The organism is Labrys sedimenti (assembly GCF_034424805.1).
Lineage (GTDB): Bacteria > Pseudomonadota > Alphaproteobacteria > Rhizobiales > Labraceae > Labrys > Labrys sedimenti.
In genome coordinates, this window is record NZ_JAXOUF010000006.1 from 1 (window position 1) to 20,340 (window position 20,340).

Annotated in this window: 19 protein-coding genes and 1 pseudogene; 9 read left to right on the forward strand and 11 right to left on the reverse strand. The window is 65.1% G+C overall.

Annotated elements, in window-relative coordinates:
* A pseudogene (locus U1R88_RS18715) lies at window positions 1-295 on the forward strand (GIY-YIG nuclease family protein); the annotation flags it as partial.
* A gap of 64 nt (window positions 296-359) precedes the next feature.
* Here the strand turns inward: U1R88_RS18715 and uvrB are convergent.
* Complete coding sequence (gene uvrB / locus U1R88_RS18720; RefSeq protein WP_322432610.1) at window positions 360-3,062, reverse strand: excinuclease ABC subunit UvrB; 2,703 nt, start codon at window positions 3,060-3,062, stop codon at window positions 360-362.
* Between the two features lie 158 nt (window positions 3,063-3,220).
* Between uvrB and U1R88_RS18725 the strand changes: the two genes are divergently transcribed.
* On the forward strand, window positions 3,221-3,595 hold the full coding sequence (locus U1R88_RS18725) for a lysozyme inhibitor LprI family protein (RefSeq protein WP_322432611.1): 375 nt from the start codon (window positions 3,221-3,223) through the stop codon (window positions 3,593-3,595).
* Between the two features lie 96 nt (window positions 3,596-3,691).
* Here the strand turns inward: U1R88_RS18725 and U1R88_RS18730 are convergent, their stop codons facing one another.
* Complete coding sequence (locus tag U1R88_RS18730; protein WP_322432612.1) at window positions 3,692-4,402, reverse strand: GNAT family N-acetyltransferase; 711 nt, start codon at window positions 4,400-4,402, stop codon at window positions 3,692-3,694.
* Window positions 4,403-4,562: 160 nt separating this feature from the next.
* Here U1R88_RS18730 and U1R88_RS18735 point away from each other — a divergent pair, with 160 nt between their 5' ends.
* Both U1R88_RS18735 and U1R88_RS18740 read left to right on the forward strand, forming a co-directional pair.
* Window positions 4,563-5,417, forward strand: coding sequence for a PA3715 family protein (locus tag U1R88_RS18735; RefSeq protein ID WP_322432613.1), 855 nt, complete (start codon window positions 4,563-4,565; stop codon window positions 5,415-5,417).
* Window positions 5,414-6,103 (forward strand): lysozyme inhibitor LprI family protein, encoded by a 690-nt coding sequence (locus tag U1R88_RS18740; protein WP_322432614.1) that lies wholly within the window; start codon window positions 5,414-5,416, stop codon window positions 6,101-6,103. The genes U1R88_RS18735 and U1R88_RS18740 overlap by 4 nt, the downstream gene beginning before the upstream one ends.
* A gap of 19 nt (window positions 6,104-6,122) precedes the next feature.
* On the opposite strand, the gene queC is transcribed toward U1R88_RS18740, so the two are convergent.
* The 5 genes from queC to U1R88_RS18765 form a co-directional block, all read right to left on the reverse strand.
* Entirely contained in the window at window positions 6,123-6,827 is a 705-nt protein-coding gene (gene queC / locus U1R88_RS18745; protein ID WP_322432615.1) for a 7-cyano-7-deazaguanine synthase QueC, read from the reverse strand.
* A 62-nt stretch (window positions 6,828-6,889) separates the two neighbouring features.
* On the reverse strand, window positions 6,890-7,825 hold the full coding sequence (trhO, locus tag U1R88_RS18750) for an oxygen-dependent tRNA uridine(34) hydroxylase TrhO (RefSeq protein WP_322432616.1): 936 nt from the start codon (window positions 7,823-7,825) through the stop codon (window positions 6,890-6,892).
* A gap of 183 nt (window positions 7,826-8,008) precedes the next feature.
* A complete protein-coding gene (locus U1R88_RS18755) occupies window positions 8,009-10,066 on the reverse strand; it encodes an elongation factor G (RefSeq protein ID WP_322432617.1) in 2,058 nt (685 codons plus the stop codon).
* Window positions 10,067-10,346: 280 nt separating this feature from the next.
* Window positions 10,347-11,090, reverse strand: a complete 744-nt coding sequence (locus U1R88_RS18760; RefSeq protein WP_322432618.1) for an NAD-dependent epimerase/dehydratase family protein — start codon at window positions 11,088-11,090, stop codon at window positions 10,347-10,349.
* 161 nt (window positions 11,091-11,251) lie between these two features.
* The gene (locus tag U1R88_RS18765) at window positions 11,252-11,668 is read right to left on the reverse strand and encodes a hypothetical protein (RefSeq protein ID WP_322432619.1); all 417 of its coding nucleotides are present in this window, start codon (window positions 11,666-11,668) and stop codon (window positions 11,252-11,254) included.
* 186 nt (window positions 11,669-11,854) lie between these two features.
* On the opposite strand from U1R88_RS18765, the gene U1R88_RS18770 reads away from it, so the two are divergent.
* Window positions 11,855-13,057, forward strand: coding sequence for a pyridoxal phosphate-dependent aminotransferase (locus tag U1R88_RS18770; protein ID WP_322432620.1), 1,203 nt, complete (start codon window positions 11,855-11,857; stop codon window positions 13,055-13,057).
* Between the two features lie 88 nt (window positions 13,058-13,145).
* Here the strand turns inward: U1R88_RS18770 and U1R88_RS18775 are convergent, their stop codons facing one another.
* The 3 genes from U1R88_RS18775 to U1R88_RS18785 all read right to left on the reverse strand — a co-directional run bounded on the left by U1R88_RS18775 (window position 13,146) and on the right by U1R88_RS18785 (window position 16,041).
* The gene (locus U1R88_RS18775; protein ID WP_322432621.1) at window positions 13,146-13,907 is read right to left on the reverse strand and encodes an SDR family oxidoreductase; all 762 of its coding nucleotides are present in this window, start codon (window positions 13,905-13,907) and stop codon (window positions 13,146-13,148) included.
* 173 nt (window positions 13,908-14,080) lie between these two features.
* Window positions 14,081-14,437 (reverse strand): hypothetical protein, encoded by a 357-nt coding sequence (locus tag U1R88_RS18780; protein WP_322432622.1) that lies wholly within the window; start codon window positions 14,435-14,437, stop codon window positions 14,081-14,083.
* Window positions 14,434-16,041 carry an FAD-dependent monooxygenase gene (locus tag U1R88_RS18785; RefSeq protein WP_322432623.1) on the reverse strand — a complete coding sequence of 536 codons (1,608 nt, stop codon included), beginning with the start codon at window positions 16,039-16,041 and terminating at the stop codon, window positions 14,434-14,436. The genes U1R88_RS18780 and U1R88_RS18785 overlap by 4 nt, the downstream gene beginning before the upstream one ends.
* Window positions 16,042-16,139: 98 nt before the next feature.
* On the opposite strand from U1R88_RS18785, the gene U1R88_RS18790 reads away from it, so the two are divergent.
* Entirely contained in the window at window positions 16,140-16,577 is a 438-nt protein-coding gene (locus U1R88_RS18790; protein ID WP_322432624.1) for a MarR family winged helix-turn-helix transcriptional regulator, read from the forward strand.
* Window positions 16,578-16,674: 97 nt separating this feature from the next.
* On the opposite strand, the gene U1R88_RS18795 is transcribed toward U1R88_RS18790, so the two are convergent.
* Window positions 16,675-17,046 (reverse strand): septal ring lytic transglycosylase RlpA family protein, encoded by a 372-nt coding sequence (locus U1R88_RS18795; protein ID WP_082979910.1) that lies wholly within the window; start codon window positions 17,044-17,046, stop codon window positions 16,675-16,677.
* A 211-nt stretch (window positions 17,047-17,257) separates the two neighbouring features.
* Between U1R88_RS18795 and U1R88_RS18800 the strand changes: the two genes are divergently transcribed.
* The 3 genes from U1R88_RS18800 to U1R88_RS18810 all read left to right on the forward strand — a co-directional run bounded on the left by U1R88_RS18800 (window position 17,258) and on the right by U1R88_RS18810 (window position 20,246).
* Complete coding sequence (locus U1R88_RS18800) at window positions 17,258-18,202, forward strand: mitochondrial fission ELM1 family protein (protein WP_322432625.1); 945 nt, start codon at window positions 17,258-17,260, stop codon at window positions 18,200-18,202.
* Window positions 18,203-18,216: 14 nt separating this feature from the next.
* On the forward strand, window positions 18,217-19,179 hold the full coding sequence (trxB, locus tag U1R88_RS18805) for a thioredoxin-disulfide reductase (protein WP_068291404.1): 963 nt from the start codon (window positions 18,217-18,219) through the stop codon (window positions 19,177-19,179).
* Window positions 19,180-19,355: 176 nt separating this feature from the next.
* On the forward strand, window positions 19,356-20,246 hold the full coding sequence (locus U1R88_RS18810; RefSeq protein ID WP_068291406.1) for a LysR family transcriptional regulator: 891 nt from the start codon (window positions 19,356-19,358) through the stop codon (window positions 20,244-20,246).
* The last annotated feature ends 94 nt before the right edge of the window (window positions 20,247-20,340 follow it).

Genomic DNA, 20,340 nt, shown 5'->3' on the forward strand with positions numbered 1-20,340 from the left:
CGCATTCCACACATTCGCACAGGCTTCGATGCACAGGAATCCCCCTCAGGACTCTTCTGTCCCGGTCAATCCACTAGGGAAGGAGGGTGAGCCCCTTGAGATTAGATTCGGCGACGGCGCCGAACCGATTATTTCCAGGATTGACAGAACTGCTAATAGCTCAGGGGCAGTACGTGTTGTAGGTCGTAATCGACAAATCGCGCAGTGGCTTCAGCGAAACTTCGAGCAAGGTGAAATCGTCGAAGCGCAAATCTGCAATCCAAATTCAATCTTGCTGCTCCCGAAGCTGAGATGAGATTGTGCTGTTGGATGCTAGTGGCCAATAGTGCGGAAGCACAGCGATACTCGAGATTCGAATCTCACCGCTTCCACCCCCGCCCAGGCTTGCCACCACCCTTCCGCCGCGCCTCCGCCCCCAGCGGCACTTCGCGATCCGTGCCCGGGCCCATGCTGTCCAGCCCCGGCTTGGCGGCCCGCGTCTTCGGCAGGTTCGCCGCATCGCCATAGGCTTTCGGGCCCTTATAGGCGCCGGCTTTCTCGCGCACGCTGATCTGGCGGGCCGAGCCGTCGTCGGCCACGGCCATCTCGGTCTCGCGCAGGCGCTTGAGTTCGTCGCGCAGCCGCGCGGCTTCCTCGAAGCGCAGGTCGGCGGCGGCGTCGCGCATGCGCTTTTCGAGGTCGGCGGTCACGGCCTCGAAATTGTGGCCGATGGTGGAGACCTTGTCGGCCAGGCCCTTGTCCACGGTGACGCGGTCGCGCTCATAGACCGAATTGGTGATGTCGGCGATCGAGCGCTTGACGCTCTCCGGCGTGATGCCGTGGGCCTGGTTCCAGGCCACCTGCTTCTCGCGGCGGCGGTTGGTCTCGGCGATGGCGCGCTCCAGCGAGCCGGTCATGTTGTCGGCATAGAGCAACACGCGGCCGTCGACATTGCGGGCGGCGCGGCCGATGGTCTGCACCAGCGAGGTTTCCGACCTCAGGAAGCCTTCCTTGTCGGCGTCGAGGATGGCGACCAAGGCGCATTCGGGAATGTCGAGGCCCTCGCGCAACAGGTTGATGCCGACGAGTACGTCGAAGGCGCCGAGGCGCAGGTCGCGGATGATCTCGATGCGTTCGATGGTGTCGATGTCCGAATGCATGTAGCGCACGCGCACGCCATGGTCGTGCATATATTCGGTGAGGTCCTCGGCCATGCGCTTGGTCAGCACGGTGACGAGGCTGCGATAGCCTTTTCGCGCGACCTCCTGCACCTCGCCGAGGAGATCGTCGACCTGGGTGCGGGCCGGGCGGATCTCGCATACTGGATCGATCAGTCCGGTTGGGCGGATGACCTGCTCGGCGAAGACGCCGCCGGTGTGCTCCAGCTCCCATTTGCCGGGGGTGGCCGAGACATGCACGGTCTGCGGGCGCATGGCGTCCCATTCCTCGAAGCGCAGCGGCCGGTTGTCGAGGCAGGAGGGCAGGCGGAAGCCATATTCGGCCAAGGTCGCCTTGCGCCGGAAGTCGCCTTTGTACATGGCGCCGATCTGCGGCACGGTGACGTGGCTCTCGTCGGTGAAGACCAGGGCGTTGTCGGGCAGGTATTCGAACAAGGTCGGCGGCGGCTCGCCGGGCAAGCGTCCCGTCAGCCAGCGCGAATAGTTCTCGATGCCGGCGCAGGAGCCGGTGGCCTCCATCATCTCCAGGTCGAAGGTGGTGCGCTGGTCGAGGCGCTGCGCCTCCAGCAGGCGGCCGCCGGTATAGAGCTGCTGCAGCCGGGTCTTGAGCTCGTCCTTGATGCCCTTGATCGCCTGGTTCAGCGTCGGGCGCGGCGTGACATAGTGCGAATTGGCGTAGACCTTGACCGATTGCAGGTCCTGGATCTTCTGGCCGGTGAGCGGGTCGAACTCGCCGATGCTCTCGATCTCGTCGCCGAACAGATTGATGCGCCAGGCGCGGTCCTCGTAATGGGCCGGGAAGAGCTCGATGACGTCGCCGCGCACCCGGAAGGTGCCGCGGCCGAAATCGGCGCTGATGCGCTTGTATTGCAGGGCGACGAGGTCGGCGATCAACTGCTTCTGCTCGACGCGCTCGCCCACGCTCATCGAGAAGGTCATCGCGGTATAGGTCTCGACCGAGCCGATACCGTAGATGCAGGAGACCGAGGCGACGATGATGACGTCGTCGCGCTCCAGCAGGGAGCGCGTGGCCGAGTGGCGCATGCGGTCGATCTGCTCGTTGATCGAGGACTCCTTCTCGATATAGGTGTCCGTGCGCGGCACATAGGCCTCGGGCTGGTAGTAGTCGTAATAGGAGACGAAGTATTCCACCGCATTGTTGGGGAAGAACGACTTGAACTCGCCATAGAGCTGGGCCGCCAGCGTCTTGTTGGGCGCCAGGATCAGGGCCGGGCGCTGGGTGCGGGCGATCACCTGCGCCATGGTGAAGGTCTTGCCCGAGCCGGTGACGCCGAGCAGCACCTGGTCGCGCTCATGGCTCTGCAGGCCCTCGACCAGGTCGGCGATGGCGGTGGGCTGATCGCCGGCCGGCTGGTATTCGGAGACGAGCTCCAGGCGGATGCCGCCCTCGCTCTTGTCGGGGCGCGCGGGGCGATGCGGCGTCCACACGGGCTTGCCGACCATGCGCGGGTCGCCGCTTTCCAGCAGTTCGGAGAGCGCCTTGATGGTGCCGGCCGAACCGCCGAGCTTGTCGAGCCCATCCGGATCGAGCTCGCCGCCATCCTTGGCACGCGCCTTCTTGTCCGCCGGTTTGCGCTTGACCGCCCGGCCCTCCATCTCGGCGCCCCCGCCGGCCGAGGGCACGCCGAGCTTGGCGGCAAGCTCGGGGTCGAGGCCGGTGACGGCGCCGGTGTCGAAGCCGGCCTGCGGGCCTTCGCCGAAACCGGGCTTCTCGTCGTCGCGCAGGCTACTCTTGGCCTCCTTGAGCAGGCCGGGATTGAGCAGGGCCTTCAAATGCTCGTCGAGCGAGGGCAGGGCAGGCCGCGCCGCCTTGGATTTGGGCGTGCGGAGTTTCTTCGGAGCAGGGGTCTTGCTCGAGGAGGGGGCTTTGGGCGTATCGGACATGTCCTGATAATGGGGTGAGTCACGCGCGGGGGGAAGGGCTGTCGTCGGAAACTTGCTGACAACGTCCTGTCAGCAAGGTGGCGAAGTTCCCCGCGGCACGACAAGGCCGGTGTCCCTGTGCTAGCGACGGGGTGTTCGTCGCCTTGGGAGTTTTCCGGATGATCCGTCCTGCAAGTTTTATCATGATTGCCGCCACGGCCGTCGCAGTCCTCGGCTGGCAGGGTCCCGCCCAGGCCGCTGGCTTCGACTGCCGCAAGGCGCATACGGCCGTCGAGAAGCTGATCTGCGCCCATCCGAAACTCTCCCGCCTCGATGACGAGATGAACCGGCTCTACCAGGCCATCGAGGGCGAGACGCGCGGGGTCGACGGCGAGACCGGCGCGGCCAGCGATCCCTTCGGCAAGGACCAGACCCATTGGCGCGAGACGGTACGCGATATCTGCACCGGCGCCCCCTGCATCGAGCGCGCCTATGTGGCGCGCATCGCCCAGGTCAAGAAGGACTGGGCCTCGGCCTTGGGCGAGGGGCAGTAGTTTCAACGCTCGCAAATACGGTGCTTGATCGGGCAAACATCTATGCCGTTGGCGTAACACCCGCCATCGCTGGCAATAGCCGGCTTTCCCACCGCCTCAACGGACATGGAAGTCCGTGGCGACCAGGGGCAGGCCGAGCCGGGCGGCGACGGCGCGGGAGGCCTGGTTGTCCCAGGACGTGCTGTAGAAGGGAATGGCCCCGAGAGCCCGCACGGCCTGTGCCCAGCTGGCGACGACCGCCGCGGCATGGCCCTGACGGCGGTAATCGGCATGGGTCTCGACCCCGGCGCAATGCACCGTGTCCGAGATGCGCACGCTGGCGCAGAGCGCCACGGCGCGATCGCCTTCGATCATCGCCAGGAAGGGCCGCCGGTGCGGCACGTCCGGCAGCCAGTCGGGAAAGAGCGGCCGCAGCAATTCGGCATTGCCCTCATGGATGGCGACGGGCGGTCGTCGTGGCGGCGGCACGGTGTCCGCCCGGTAGACCGGGCCGGCCCAGATCTGCGTCACCGCAGCCTGGTGGCCGAGCAGGTCGAGATAGGCCTGCTGCCGGGCCGGCGGTTGCTGCGGCACCTCGCCCAGCACCTCGTCGCGGCAGAGCTCGCCGAGGCGGGCGACCAGGGCATCCGGCATGTCGGCACGGCAGCGAAACAGCGGCCCGGCCGGCGTGCGCATCAGGTGGAAGCGGGGCGCCGGGCGGGAATCCCATTCATTGCTGTGCAGCAGGCGTCCCCGGTCGTCGGTGGCATAGAGTGTGTCGAGACGGCGGTTCAGCAGGGGCTGCAGGCTGTCGGTGTCGAGAGGCATAGGCCGAACCTATCCGGGCCACGCCGGGCAGGCAATCGCCGGCAAGCGAAGGCCTGTATCCGCCGAAACTGAGGCCGTGGACCAGAGGGGGCAAGAGATTGTGCCGGTTCCGACCCGTGTTAGATGTGGAACCGTCCCTCCGGAATGGAATCATCCCGACATGAAGCTTCAGCTTGCCCTCGGTGCCGCTGCCCTGGCCCTGATGCTGCCCACCCAGGCCTTGGCCGATTGCGACATCACCGATGCCCTGCTCAAGCAGGCCTATCCCGATGCGCAGCAAAGCGAGAACGGCCTGCTGGTGAAGGGCGGTGATTATGATCGCTCGATCAACCCGGACGACGTGGTCTGCAAGGTGTGGCCCTATCGCTCCGAGCTGATGCTGGCGGCGGTGCCGCTGATCGAGGCCAAGCCGCCGGTCGAGGGCGAGAACAAGGGCGACGTCGAGATCATCATCGCCGATGTCGCCACCGGCAATCCCGTCGCACGGCGGCTGGAGAAGGGCATGGCGTTCTCGGACGCCATCCAGTTCGGCTCGATGAGCCTCGACACCGCCCGCTACGACGTCGGCGACGGGCTGCGCGCCTTCGGCCTGCGCACCTCGCAATCGGGCAGTTCGCGCGTCAATCCCTATGAGGAGCAGGCGCTGTGGATGTACACCTTCGACAAGGGACGCATCGAGCGCGTGCTGGACGGGCTGATCGTCGAGCGCAGCAATGGCGAGAACAATGGCGATTGCGAGGGCGAGTCCACCGCGGTGACGCGGACCGTCAAGCTCGGCCCCAAGGTCGAGCTCGGCTATCGCGACCTCACGGTCGAGCAGACCGTCAGCCACGAAACCTCCAAGAAGGTTGCCGGCGAATGCAGCTTCGACAAGCGGCCCGGCAAGGCGGCGCGGTTCGAACTGATCTACGACAACGGCCGGTACCGCCCGGCCGGCGGCGTCAAGCCGCACGGTGAGAAGGGTGATATCGAGACGGACCTGTTCTCCACCATCGAAATCGGGGCAAAGCCATGATCGTACGCGGCCTGGCCGTCGCCTGCCTCCTGCCGGCCATCGCCATGCCCGCGATCGCCCTGGCTGCTGGCAAGCCCTCCTTCGATTGCCGCAAGGCCGCCACTGAGGTGGAGAAGGCAATCTGCGCAAGTCCCGCCTTGTCGAGAGCCGACGCCGAGATCGCTGCGGCCTATGAGCGGCTGCGCAAGGCCCTCGATCCCCAGGCCGCCGCCGCGCTTGACGCCGACCAGCGCTGGTTCGTCGGCGCCCGCGACGAGGCGGGCGCCAGCAAGGAAGGGGTTGGCGCCTTTCGCACGCTGAAGGAGCGTCTCACGGAGCGGGCGCGTTTCCTGACGGGGATCAGGGCGAAGCCGCAGGACGGCTTCGTCGGGAGCTGGCACAACAATACGGGCGGCTTCGACATCGAGGCCAAGCCGGATGGCAGCTTGACGGTCTCGGGCGATGTCGTCGAGCCGGTGATGGGGCGCTGGGTCTGCGAGATCTCGGGCAGCGGCCGGGATGCCGCCGGCGTGCTCGAGGTCAAGCAGGAGGGAGAGGCCTCGATCCTCAAGCTCACCCGCGAAGGCGCCAGCCTGAAGGCCGAGACCGTATTTCCGGCCGGTGCGACCGAGCGCAGTGTGGGCTATTGCGGCACCAACGGCTCGGCCGACGGCAGCTATTTCCAGGTGCCGCCCGGCAGCAAGTGAGGACAAGCGGGCACGAACGTCAGGAAGCGCTCTCGGCTACGAAGCGCCGGTAGCCGCTGGACCTCAGTTCGCAGGCCGGGCAGGTGCCGCAGCCATAGCCCCAGTCGTGCCGGTGGCTGCGATCGCCATTGTAGCAGGTGTGGGTCTGTTCGCGGACGAGGTCCACCAGACGGTCGCCGCCGAGCTCCCGTGCCAGGGTCCAGGTCTGCGCCTTGTCGATCCACATCAACGGCGTGTGGATGACGAAGCGGCTCTCCATGCCGAGATTGAGAGCCAGCTGCATGGCCTTCATGGTGTCGTCGCGGCAATCGGGATAGCCGGAGAAGTCGGTCTCGCAAACGCCGGTAACGAGATGCCGGGCGCCGCGCCGATAGGCGAGGGTGGCGGCGAAGGTCAGGAAGAGCAGATTGCGCCCGGGCACGAAGCTGTTGGGCAGGCCGTTCTCCTGCATGGCGATCTCGACGTCGCGTGTCAGTGAGGTCTCGCTGATGCGGCCGAGTATGCCGAGGTCGACAAGGTGGTCTTCGCCCAGGCGCCCGGCCCAGGCCGGAAAGACTTCGCGCAAGGCGGCGAGAACCACGGGGCGCATCGCGAGCTCGATGCCGTGGCGCTGGCCATAGTCGAAGCCGACCGTTTCCACGCTGTCGAAACGCTCGAGTGCCCAGGCGAGGCAGGTGGTGGAATCCTGGCCGGCCGAGAACAGGACCAGGGCTTTGTCAGACATGGTTTTCTCCATCCCGAGCCGATTCACGAAGTGCTCTCATGCCATTGAAGTAACAGGCTTTTTCAGCTTTCTTCAGCCGCCGTGGCAAGACGTGGGCCGAGATGGGCGTGGCCGCGCCGGCGCGCAAGCGTCTCCTGGCGATGGCGCTCGCGCGAGGAGGCTTTCTGCATCTCGGTGAGGGTTGCGGCGCAATAGGAGCAGCTCACGCCCTCCTCATAGTCCGGCGATTGCCGGTCTGCGGCGGAAAGGGGCGACAGGCAGCCATGGCAGAGTGCGAAGTCCTCGACTTTCAGGCCATGGCCGACGGCGACGCGCTTGTCGAAGACGAAGCAGGCGCCCTCCCACAGGCTCTCGGCCGGCGGGACCTCCTCCAGATAGCGCAGTACCCCGCCCTTGAGGTGATAGACCTCCTCGAAGCCCTCGCGCAGCATCAGGCTGGTCGCCTTCTCGCAGCGTATGCCGCCGGTGCAGAACATCGCCACCTTCCTGTGTCTGGCAGGATCGAGATTGTCCCTGACAAAAGCGGGGAAGTCGCCGAAGCTCTCGGTCTTCGGATCGAGTGCACCCTTGAAGCTGCCGATGCGCACCTCGAAATCGTTGCGCGTGTCGATGACCAGCACATCCGGATTGGAAATCAGGGCGTTCCAGTCCTTGGGCTCGACATAGGTGCCGACGCGCTCCAGCGGGTCGACGCTCTTGTCGCCGATGGTGACGATCTCTTCCTTCAGCCGGACCTTCATGCGCAGGAAGGGCATCTCCTCGGCGAAGGAGGTCTTGTGCTCGATGTCATCAAGGCCGGTAATCTCGCGCAGGCGCGGATGGAAGATCGCCATCGCCTCGGGCGTGCCGGCCACCGTGCCGTTGATGCCCTCATGCGCCAGCAGGATGATGCCCTTGATGCCGAGCGAGCAGGCGAGCTTGGCCAGCGGCTCGCGCAGGTCGACGAACCCGGGCAGGCGCGCGAAATGATAGAAGGCGGCGATTTCGATGGTCGGCATCGCCGCTCTTTAGCGCCATTGGAGGCAGGGGGCAAATTCCTCATGTCATCCCGCACGCGGTGCAGCATGCAATGCTGCTCCGCAGATGCGGGACCGTTCTTCGGCACGGGCGCTTAGCTCCCTACGCGGTCCCGGATCTGCGCCGCGGCACGATGTGCCGCAGCTTGTCCGGGATGACCCTCCCTATTGTGCCGCCTGCCGGGAGGCCACGATGGTATCGGCCTGCCGGCCCGACAGTTCGGCCAGATGGTCGAATTTCGCCCGGAAGGTGCCGACACCCGCCGTCGCCGAGCGCAGCTCGATGATCAGATCGGTGATCTCCGCCTCGGGGATCAGGGCCTGCACCACGTCCCAGCCCTCCCAGCCTTCGCGGGCGTCGAAGCCGAGGATCTGGCCGCGGCGGGAGGAGACGATGGCATTGGCCTTGGCCGTGGCGTCCGAGGGCACCGAGATCTCCACCGCCAGGACCGGTTCCAGCAGCACGGGATTGCATTGCGGCATCGCCTCGCTCATGCCGATGCGCGCTGCGGTCTGGAAGGCCATGTCGGAGGAGTCCACCGTGTGGTAGGAACCGTCCGTCAGCGACACGCCGACATCCACCACCGGGAAGCCGAGCGGGCCGCGCTTGAGATAGTGCTTCACGCCCTCCTCGACGGAGGGAATGTAGTTGCGCGGCACCACGCCGCCAGTGATCTTGTCGATGAAGGCGAAGCCCTCGCCACGGGGCAGGGGAACGACGTCGATCACCACGTCGCCGAACTGGCCATGCCCGCCCGATTGCTTCTTGTGGCGCCCGCGCACGCCCGTCACCGGTTTGCGGATGGTTTCGCGATAGCCGATCTGCGGCTGGCTGGAATCGACGGCGACACCGAATTTCGAGGCGAGCTTCTCCACCGCCACGCGCAGATGCATCTCGCCCTGGCCGCGCAGGATGGTGTCGCCGAGCTCGGCATTCTGTTCCATGGCGAGCGCCCGGTCCTCGTCGGTCAGGCGCTGGAGGGCAGCCGAGAGCTTGACGTCGTCCTTGCGGTCACGGGCCCGGACGGCGAGGGACATCACCGGTTGGGGCGCCTCGATCTCGGCCGGCCGCGGCACGGCCTTGCCGATGGCAAGCATGTCGCCGGTGTGGGCGGCATCGACCTTGCCCAACGCGACGGTATCGCCGGCCTGTGCCTGGCTCGTCTTCTGGGTGGTCTGGCCCAGCAGGCGGACACAGCCGGCGATGCGGCCGGTTTCGCCGGAGGATGTCGTCACCGTCATGCCTTCCTGGAAGGCGCCGCTCAGCACGCGGGTGAGCGAAAGCTTGCCGGCATGGGCGGTGTGGAAGGTCTTCATCACATAGCCGACAGGCTCCGAGCCGGGCGTCATGCCCAGGCGGCTGGCGGTTTCCTTGATGCAGGGCGCCTCGTGGCGCAAGGCCTTCATCAGGCGCAGCATGCCATTGCCGTTGGCGGCCGAGCCCATCAGCACCGGCACGGCCAGGCCGTCGCGCAGTTCATGGGCGAGGTCGTCGAACACCCGGTCGCGGGGTGGCTCGACCTCCTCGAGGAGTTGCTCCATCAGGGCGTCGTCATGATCCGACAGGCGCTCCAGCATGGAATAGCGTGCATCCTTGCTTTCGTTGCGTTCGTCCGGCGGGATCTCGACCACCTGTGACGCGGCATGCTCTTGGTAGATGAAGGCGCGCTCGAGCGCGAGGTCGACATAGCCGACGGCAACCCCGTTCTTCCAGATCGGGATCTGGCGAAGCAGCAGCGGCAGCCGGGAGGCGGGCTGCAGCAGCGGCAGGGCATCGCGCACGCTCTGGTGCGAATTGTCGATCTTGTTGAGGAAGAGAAAGCGCGGAATCTTCTGGTCTTCGAGTTCGCGCAGGATCAGTTGCAGGGCCGGGACCTTCTTTTCGTCGGCCTCGCAGACCACCACGGCGGCATCGACCGCCGGCAGCACGGGACGCATCTCGGCCAGGAATTCGATCGAGCCGGGGCAATCGATGAAAGTGAAGGTCTCGCCCATGAAATCCACGGAGGCGATGTTGGCCTCCACGCTCATGGTGTGGGCACGCGCCTCGGCGCTGGCATCGCCGATGGTGGAGCCGGCCGCCACGGTGCCCTGGCGCTGCAGGGCGCCCATGCGTGCGAGGATGGCTTCCAGAAGGGTCGTCTTGCCGCTTTGGAACGGGCCGACCAGGGCGATGCAGCGCGGCCCGCTGGATCGTCTGCCGTTTGGAGTGTTCTGCGTCATTGTCGCGTCCCTCCTGTTCTGGCCGCCGCTCTTTTGGGCGGCTGATCGGAACCGTCGCGCCGATTGGAGGCCGTGGCAAGGGAAAAGTGACAAGCGCAGGCAAGGGCGGCAAAGCCTATGCCGCCCGGCAAACCATTCTTTGTTTTTCATTTGAGCGGGATTTGGAGTGTCGGCCTCCCAGCTGACATCTTCCTTATCGACAAGCGCTTCGTTTCAAGATGTCAGCCGGGAGGCTGACACTACGCATAGCGCGCCGCGCGCCTTCATGAACGGGCAACCGTTAGGCCGGAAGGCGGAAATCGGCCCGCCAGCCGAGCTCGTCCAAAGCTCTGGTGGTCGAGAGCTCGGCACTCGCTTCGGCTACGTTGTAGGCGCCGGGCTTGCCGTGATCGATCGCGAGTTGCGCCGCCTGTGCCGCGGCATCGACATGCACGGACATCGGACGGCGCGGACAGTCGCTGCCGGTGCCGGGACCATAGAGATAGCCGTAGCGCAGGACGACGCCTTCGACCGGCGCCTGAAGCACGGAATCCTCCAGGGCAATCACCCCTTGCACGCTGACGGCGCCGGGGCCCTCGGCGCCGTGGTTGAGCGGATCGGCCTCGGCATGCGGCAGCGGCCCGGGCGCGTAGACCCAGGCAATGCTCTGGGCGATGATCCGCCGGGCTCCGGCCGCATGAGCGGCCGCCACCAGATTGGCGGTGCCCTCCCGGCGAATGCGGGCATTGCGCGGTACGAAATCGGCCATGCGGGTGGGGTCGAGGGCCGGGGGCAGGTCTGTGAGCTGATGGATGACGATCTCGGGCCTGGCGGCCGTCACCGCGGCGATCAGCGCGTCACGCTCGAAGACATCGACCACGACCGGCTCGACGCCCAGCTTGCGCAAGGCATCGGCTTTTGCAGGCGTGCGCGTGGTGCCGACAACCCTGTGACCGGCGCGAAGGAGCAGGCGCGAGAGCGGTGCGCCGATGGCACCGGTCGCACCGGCCAGAAAGATGGTTCGCGGTGAAGTGGTTCGGGACATGGCTGACCTCGTCTCAGAATGATCGGTTCTGAAATAGCCGCGCCATGGGACCAGCGAAAAGTGCCAAGAATTGTGTGAAGGACTGTACCAAAAAAATGCGCCGGATGGCGGGGGGACCATCCGGCGCGTTGAGCGACCCGTTCAATTCGCTTGCGGGGGGACTAGGCGAAGAACCCAATGGTCGCTGTTACTACTGTTGCGGTCGCGAGAAGTCCGACGAGCCAGAGCGCCAAGGTCAGTTGACGTTCCGCTTCGGCTGCCGAAACGCGCATGGCGCGGGTGTCGGCCTTGAACATGCGTACGGTTGCCTGGTTGACGGCCATCGTGATCTCCTCGAAACGCTCGACTGGAAAACCTCTAACGTCCTTCCGTCTAGAACTTCGCCCGGCGGGACGAAGTGCGAAAACGCACGCGGCACTCAACTCGGTTACTTCCAACTGTGCCTCATACCACCAGGAACTCGCGTGGCCATGAAGCGCATCGGCTACGATCAAAGCATCGCTGCCGATCACGGCGGCCTTTTGCACGTTCTCGGGCGGCGGTGAGGAAGTTTCGCGGCATTGTTGTGTCGATGCCATCAAGCAATGAACTCGCGGGACCTCTCCGGCAAGTTGTGCATTGGACGTAATCTTTGCGCTTGAATGCAGGCCGGGCGGCGCCTAAGCAGAGGCGCGCCTTGCGGGGCGGGCAGGGGTCCGCCCGCCGGGCTGCCGCCATGTTCCGCTTCAACCCGCATTTCCCACGGCTTACAGGAGTTTCCAGCCATGGCTTTTCTCGCCGACGCCCTCTCGCGCATCAAGCCTTCCGCGACCATCGCGGTAAGCCAGAAAGCGCGCGAACTCAAAGCGGCGGGACGCGACATCATCGGTCTCGGTGCGGGCGAGCCCGACATGGATACGCCCGACAACATCAAGAAGGCCGCGGTCGACGCCATCATGCGCGGGGAGACGAAATATCCGCCGGTCTCCGGCATTCTGCAACTGCGCGAGGCCATTGCCGCCAAGTTCAAGCGCGAGAACGGGCTCGACTACAAGCCCTCGCAGACCATCGTCGGCACCGGCGGCAAGCAGATCCTGTTCAACGGCCTGATGGCGACGCTCAACGCCGGCGATGAGGTCGTCATCCCCACGCCCTATTGGGTGTCCTATCCGGAGATGGTGGCCCTGTGCGGCGGCACGCCGGTCTTCGCCGAAACCACGCTGGCCACCAATTTCAAGCTGTCGCCCGAAGCGCTGGAGAAGGCGATCACGCCGAAGACGAAATGGTTCATCTTCAATTCGCCCTCCAACCCGTCGGGGGCGGCCTATAGCCGCGACGAGCTGAAGGCGCTTACCGACGTGTTGCTGCGTCATCCCCATGTCTGGGTGATGACCGACGACATGTATGAGCATCTCGTCTATGGCGATTTCGTCTATTACTCACCGGCCCAGGTCGAGCCCAAGCTCTATGACCGCACCCTCACCATCAACGGCGTCTCCAAGGCCTATTCGATGACCGGCTGGCGGATCGGCTATGCCGCCGGCCCCGAGAAGCTGATCAAGGCGATGGACATGATCCAGGGCCAGCAGACCTCGGGCGCCTGTACCATTGCCCAATGGGCGGCGGTGGAAGCGCTCAACGGCACGCAGGACTTCATCCCAGAGCGCCGCAAGATCTTCGAGGGCCGCCGCGACCTGATCGTGGGCATGCTCAACCAGGCCAAGGGCATCCAGTGTCCGACGCCGGAAGGTGCCTTCTATGTCTACCCCTCCTGCGCCGGCACGATCGGCAAGAAGACGCCCAGCGGCAAGGTGATCGAGACGGACGAGGATTTCGTCTCCGAACTGCTGCAGGCCGAAGGGGTGGCGGTGGTGCATGGCTCGGCCTTTGGCCTCGGCCCGAATTTCCGCATTTCCTACGCGACCTCTACCGAGGCGCTGGAGGAGGCCGGCCGCCGTATCCAGCGCTTCTGCAACACGCTGGTCTGATCTTCGGGGATCAGGACGTTATCCGGCCCGCCCCTGATGGGGCGGGCTTCTTATTGAGGCATGACCGCTGCTTCCTGGCCGGACGCGGTCACGCCTTCGGATCCGGGTTTTCCGTATGCCCGTCGACGGCGATGACCTGGCCCGACACGAGTCTGGCGGCGTCGGAGGCCAGGAACAGGGCCATGGCTGCGATATCCTCGGCGCCGACGAAGGAGCGCATCGAGGTTCCGCCGGCATAGCCTCGATAGATCGTATCGCGTGTCGTACCCTTGGCCGCAGCCTCCCTGGCCATGACGGCTTCCATGCGGGGGCCTTCGACCGCGCCGGGGCAGATCGAGTTGGCCCTGATGCCGAAGGGGCCGAGTTCCATCGCCAGCGTCTTCATCAGGCCGTTGATGGCCCATTTCGAGGCGCTGTAGGGTGCCCTGTGGGGATAGCCGAAAATTCCGGCGGTCGAGGACGTCAGGATGATGGCGCCGGAGCGCTGTGCCTTCATGAGGGGCGTCGCATGCTTGGCGAACAGGAAGGCGCCCTCGAGATTGACCGCCAGGCAGTGCCGCCAATCCGCGACCTCGATGGTCTCGATCGGAGCCGTGGGACCGGCGATGCCGGCATTGGCACACAGGGTGTCCAGCCCGCCCCAGGCGGCGCGGAGCCGAGCGAACAAGGCTTCAACCGCCGCTTCATCGCAGACGTCCAGCTGTTCGCGTTCCCAGGTCGGCGGACAGGAGGCGAGGGCATCTGCATCGATATCGACGACCCATACGCGCGCCTCTGCCTTGTGGAACGCCTCGGCCATGGCCCGGCCGATGCCGCTGCCGCCCGCCGTGATCAGAACGCGCTTGCCCATGGTGATGCCCCTTGGTTTGCCCGTCATAGCTTGGAGAGGCTACGCTTGCCGCTGCCTTGCACAGGAGGCGGGAAGCGACGCAAAGCGTGCTTGTTGCGACCTGTGTCAGAGCGTCGGCCGTTCGGGGGTAACCGGGCTGCGGCCGAAACCCCTGCCCGATGGCAAAAGTCCTTTCAGCGGCGCCGGATTCTGCCCGCGAGCCACAGGCCGAATACCAGCACGGCCACCAGCGCGAGATGGAATGCCTTGTCGCCGCCCGTCTGCGGTCCGATACCGATGGCGATCGTGACGGCGCCGATCAGCGTCCCCACAAGCGCAAGGCCCTGTGCGGCGAGGGCGGCGCGCCGCGCCAGGGATGGCCGGACAAGGCCGGTGACGAGGCCCAGCGCCAAGATGACAGCAATGATCGCCTCCGCGGTCGCAGCTCTCGAATGAGGCTCTCCAAAAGGCAAGAGACCGGCATGCACCGTGGAAGCGCAGGCAAAGAGCGCAATCTCGGAAGCGAGCAAGCATGCGATCCGAGCGGTCATGATGCCTGCTCCGCATTTCCGCTCGTGCCCAGGCCAAGACGATGCAGGGCGTCGGCGGGTTCGTCATCATTCCGGGAAGAACGCCAGGCGATGAAGCCGTCCGGCCGTACCAGCACGGCACCGTCCGGATCCAGCCCATAGGCAGCCGGCCAGCGGCCGTCGACATCCACGAGGTCGCCATCTTCGCCGATGATCTCACAGGCGAGCGGCAGGTCGAGGCGCTCCTGGGCCTTCACGGCAGCCTCGCGCCAGACGGCCTTGCTCGCCAGCAGCAGGAAATCTCCGCCGAGAAGATCGAGGCTGGACAGGTGCTGGCCATCGCGTCCGAGCCAAAGATGCGGGGCGCGGGTGCCGGGCCTCGCCGCCAGCGTGGCATGGGCTTCGAAGGGAGCGTCCGGCGCAGGGCCGGCAGGCAGAAAGGCGCCGGCGTCGAAGCGCTGGCCGAGCACAACGTCGTAATCCGGCACGAGCGGCACGGCTGGCGGCAGGCGGTTGGAGGGATCCTTGAACCAGCTTTGCAACCGGGCGAGGGCCTGGGCCAGCGTTGCCTGCACGATGGGGCGGCGCTCGGCGTCATAGCTGTCGAGCAGGCTCGGCCCGGCCTTGCCCTTCAGCACCATGGCCAGCTTCCAGGCGAGGTTGTGGCTGTCGTGAATGCCGGTATTGCCGCCGAAGGCCCCGGTCGGCGGCATCAGATGGGCGGCGTCGCCGACGAGGAAGGCACGGCCCTCGCGAAAGCGGTCGGCGATGGCAGCGGCGACCTCCCATGCCCTGATGTCGACCGGCTCTGCCTTGATTGCAGGGTTTCCAGCGGCGCGGATCACCAGTTCGCGGCAGCGGGCGGTGTCGAAGTCCTGCGGGCGCTGGCCCTTCTGCGGAAAATACTGCAATGCCAGCAGCCAGCGACCGCCGGCACGCGGCGTGACGGTGCCGTTGAGGTCGGTGATGAAGCAGGAGGTGAAGCGCCGACCCTGCAGGTTTGGCGGCAGGTCGGTATCGAAGATGATGCTGATCCAGTGCTGCAGGGGGCCGGGGCCGCTGCGACCGATGCCCAGCCGCTCACGCGTGCCGCCATTGCCGCCGTCGGCGGCGATCGCATAGTCAGCGAGCACGATTTCTTCCTGCCCGCTGACCAGGTTGCGGATGCGGGCGCGAATCCCCGCGGCGTCCTCATCAAAGCCTTCGAGCTGGTGGTTGAAACGGATGTCGGCGCCATGGCGTTCCGCATGACGACGCAGGATCGGCTCCAGCGCGTGCTGGTCGCAGGTGGCGGGCTGGGTGGGGCTGAAAGGGGAGGCATCCGGCCAGCCGAGATCGCTCCAGTGGATCTCGGGATCGGCGAGACTTCTTGCCCGCGCAATGCCGCCACCTTGCTGATCGCCGGTCCGCTCGGCGCGGATCTCGGTCTCCAGCCCGATGCTGCGGAAGATTTCCATGCTGCGCGGCGAGATACCGGTGAATTTGTACTGGATCGAGGTGCCGGCATGCCGCTCTACCACCAGGCAGTTTATGCCCCGATGGGCGAGCAGCGCGGCTGCCGTCAGGCCGGTAAGGCCGCCGCCAATGATGAGCACCGAGGTTCTGGTTTGCGGGGTCGTTCCCATGGCTGCCATCTCCGTTCGTTATTATTTTGATTGACTAAAATATTATAATAGTCAAATATTTTTAGCGAACGAATTTCCATGTTCCCGAGGATGCCCTGATGACGTCGCCGGATCGCAGCCCCGACCCCGCTTCGGCAGCCTGGCGGCTGATGTTCGATTATCTGATGCGCTCCTCGCCGCAGCGCCTGGAGAGCCTGCAAAGCCGCGGCCTCACGCCCAACGATTCCAGGGTCCTGTTCACCCTCGATCGGGAAGAAGCGCGTCCGATCGGCATGCTGGCGCGGCAATGGAGCGCCGATCCCTCGACGGCGACCTGGCTGGTCGATCGGCTGGAGCGGGCGGGCCTTGCCGAGCGCTCGCCGGCGCCGGGCGACCGCCGGGTGAAGCTGGTGCGGCTTACCGAAAAGGGCGAGGTGACCCGCAAGGAACTGATGGACGAGTATTACCGCACGCCACGTGAGGTTGCGGCCCTTTCCTCGGCCGATCTCGCGGAACTGGTTCGCATCTTCTCCAAATTGAACCAAAGCGTGGAATGAAAAGGCGTCGTTGCCAGCTTCCAGGGTCGGTGGGCGGCAAGAAAAAGGGCGGCTCGGAGGCCGCCCCAATTCGCTCGTCTTCTCTTTGTTGTTTCGCTCAGCGGGCTGCGAGCCGCTCCATCTTCACCTTGGCGGTGCCCGAAGACACCATGCCGACGGCGCGGGCGGCGCCATAGGAGAGATCGAGGACACGGCCTTTGGCGAAGGGCCCCCGGTCGGTGATGCGCACCACCACCTTCTTGCCATTGCGCAGGTTCGTCACCTGCAGCTTGGTTCCGAAGGGCAGGGAGCGATGCGCGGCAGTCAGACCACCCGGGTTGAAACGTTCGCCATTGGCAGTGCGGCGACCGCTAAATTCCTTGCCGTAGTAGGAGGCCACACCGACGGAGTCAGCATAGCTAGTTCCTGTCATCGTTAGTAGAGTAATTGCTGCGGCAAAAAATGTAGCGTTCGTCGTTTTAGACGTCATTCAGTCAAGCTCTCAATAGTTGGGGATGCGCCGGGTTATAAGGTGAATTGTGTTCTCAATATGATTGACAAAAAAGCCCCGATGAACTCAAGGACTTAACTCTGTTGTCAGCGCTCCGGAGAGCTAATCTGGACTGGATTTTCAGACAAAAAACACGCCGGATTTAAACCCAGGTGGCGTGTCCGCGAAAGGACATGTTAAGACCGCTGTCATGGCTCTGATTTGGACCCTCACGGACGGCAAGGCGGGCGATGCCCTGCAGTGCCTCGGCGTTGCCGAGGCGGTGCTGGCGCAAGCCGGCGGCAGCATTGTGGAGTACACGGTATCGCCGCGGCGCCTCTATGCCCTTGCCATGCCCTGGGGGCCGCCCGATCCGGCCGACCTGGGCAACCTGGCTCCGCCCTGGCCCGACCTGGTGATCGCCTCCGGCCGCCGCGCCGTGAGCTATCTGTCGTGGCTCAAGCGGCGCTCGCCTGAGACGCTGACCGTATTTCTCAAGGATCCTCGCACCGGAACCAAAGCGGCGGATTTCATCTGGGTGCCGGCGCATGACCGTCTGCGCGGGCCCAATGTGCTGGCGACACTGACCTCGCCGCATCGGCAAACGCCGGATGTGCTGGCGGCGGCGCGCGCGGGGGCTCGTGCCGAACTCACGGCCCTGCCGCAACCGCGTGTCGCCGTGTTGGCGGGCGGTCCCTCCAAGGACGTCGCCTTTGCTCCCGATGATGTAGACGGCTTCGTATCGGCATTGTCGCGGCTGGCCGATAGCGGGGCGGGGCTGATGGTCACCCCATCGCGCCGCACGCCGCCCGCGATGGCACAGGCGATCGCGCGGGCCCTGGAGGGCAAACCGGCGTGGATCTGGGACGGGCAGGGGCCAAATCCCTATGCGCAGATGCTGGGGTTGGCAGATGCTTTCGTGGTTACCGCCGATTCAGCCAACATGCTCAGCGAGGCAGCGGCGACCGGCAAGACCGTCCATGTCTACCTGCCCAAGGGCGTTCCGGCCAAGATCATGCGCCTCGTCGACGGCCTGATTGAGCACGGGGCTGTGGTGAAGTTCGACGGGCATCTTGAAAACCACCCCTATGACCCCCTAGATTCAACCCCTTTGATTGCTCAAGAAATCCTCGCGCGCCTTCGCGCGGCATCCTGAATTGGAACCTCGGTATGGCTACCCGTCACTCCAAGCTCATCATCCTCGGCTCGGGCCCGGCGGGCTATACCGCGGCGATCTACGCTGCACGCGCCAATTTGTCGCCCCTGCTGATCTCCGGCATCCAGCCGGGCGGCCAGCTCACCATCACCACGGATGTCGAGAATTATCCTGGCTTCTCCTCGGTGATCCAGGGCCCCTGGCTGATGGAGGAAATGCGCAAGCAGGCCGAGCATATGGGCACGGGCATGGTTTCCGACCATATCTCCAAGGTCGACCTGTCGCAGCGCCCGTTCCGCCTGGAAGGGGATACGGGTGACATCTATTTCGCCGATGCCCTGATCATCGCCACCGGTGCCCAGGCCAAATGGCTGGAAATGCCGTCGGAGGAGAAGTTCCGCGGTTTCGGCGTTTCGGCTTGCGCGACTTGCGATGGTTTCTTCTTCCGCAATCGCAACGTTACCGTCGTCGGTGGCGGCAACACGGCCGTGGAAGAGGCGCTTTATCTGGCCAATATCGCGGCCAAGGTGACGGTTGTGCATCGGCGCGATCATTTCAGGGCGGAAAAGATCCTGCAGGATCGCCTGTTCAAGCATCCCAATATCGAGGTGGTCTGGAACAGCGCGCTCGACGAGATCGGCGGCAACGAGATCCCGCTGGGTGTCACGCATGTCAATCTGCGCAATGTCGAAACCGGCGTCGTGACCAAGCATGACACGGACGGCGTTTTCATTGCCATCGGGCATAAGCCCGCCTCCGAACTCTTCGCCGGACAGCTCACCTTCAAGAATGGCGGCTATATCCAGACCGTCGCGGGCACGACGGCGACCAGCGTTCCGGGTGTCTACGCCGCCGGCGACGTCGCCGACGACGTCTATCGCCAGGCCGTTACTGCGGCCGGGATGGGCTGCATGGCGGCGCTCGAGGCGGAGAAATGGCTGGCAGCTGAGGAAGTCCACAGGGAAGCTGCGGAATAAATCGATTTCCGCCCTAAATTTGCCACCCGTTTCAAACTTTTAGGCAATCATCATATACTCTGCGCAAATCAGATCTTCGCGCGTCGCCGAATACGCGTTGAACTTGGCCGACGTTGAACCGAAGCAAAGCAAGGGTCGAAGCGCAGAATCTGGAGCTGGGCTGAACTGGGTGCTTCATGGATTGGGATAAGCTCAAGGTCTTTCACGCGGCTGCGGAGGCCGGCAGCTTCACGCATGCGGGCGACGTGCTCGGATTGTCGCAGTCGGCCGTCAGCCGGCAGGTCTCCGCTTTGGAGGGGGACCTGCGCACGCCGCTGTTCCATCGCCATGCGCGCGGGCTGATCCTGACCGAACAGGGCGAGATGCTGTTCCGCACCACCCAGGACGTCATGCTCAAGCTGGAAGCGGCGATGGGCGCCCTCAGCGACAGCCGGGAAAAGCCGAACGGGGAATTGCGCCTGACCACCACTGTGGGGCTCGGGACCTATTGGCTGACGCCGCGCATCGGCGAGTTTCTCGATCTTTATCCCGACATGCGGCTCAAGCTCCTGCTGACCGAGCAGGAGCTCGACCTGGGCATGCGTGAAGCCGATGTCGCGTTGCGCATGCGCCAGCCCGAGCAGGGCGACCTCATTCAGCGCCGGCTGTTCACGGTGCATTTCCATGCCTATGCCGCGCCCGAATATATCAAGCGTTTCGGCCAGCCGCGCAGCATCGAGGAGATCGACCGCCACCGCATCATCAGCTTCGGCGGCACGGCCGGCAGCTTCCTGCAGGCGATCAATTGGCTGAATACCGTCGGGCGCGATCCCAAGGATCCGCGCGAGCCGGTATTCGAGGTCAACAATCTCGGCGGCGTCAAGACGGCAGTGGAGAGGGGCGTCGGCCTCGCCGTGCTGCCCGATTATCTCGTCGGCCGTGAGTCGACGCTGGTGCAGGTGCTGCCCGATGCGGAAATGCCGCAGCTCGAGACCTATTTCGTCTATCCCGAGGAGATGAAGAATCTGGCTCGCATCCAGGTTCTCCGGGATTTCCTGGTCAGCAAGGCCCAGCGCTGGGCCTTCTAAAGCACCGTACCGAGAAGGTGACGCCCCGCTTTTCGGCAAAAGACGCTGCAGCAACCATGACTCACGGCTTCAGGCCTGATTTCGGAATCGGGTC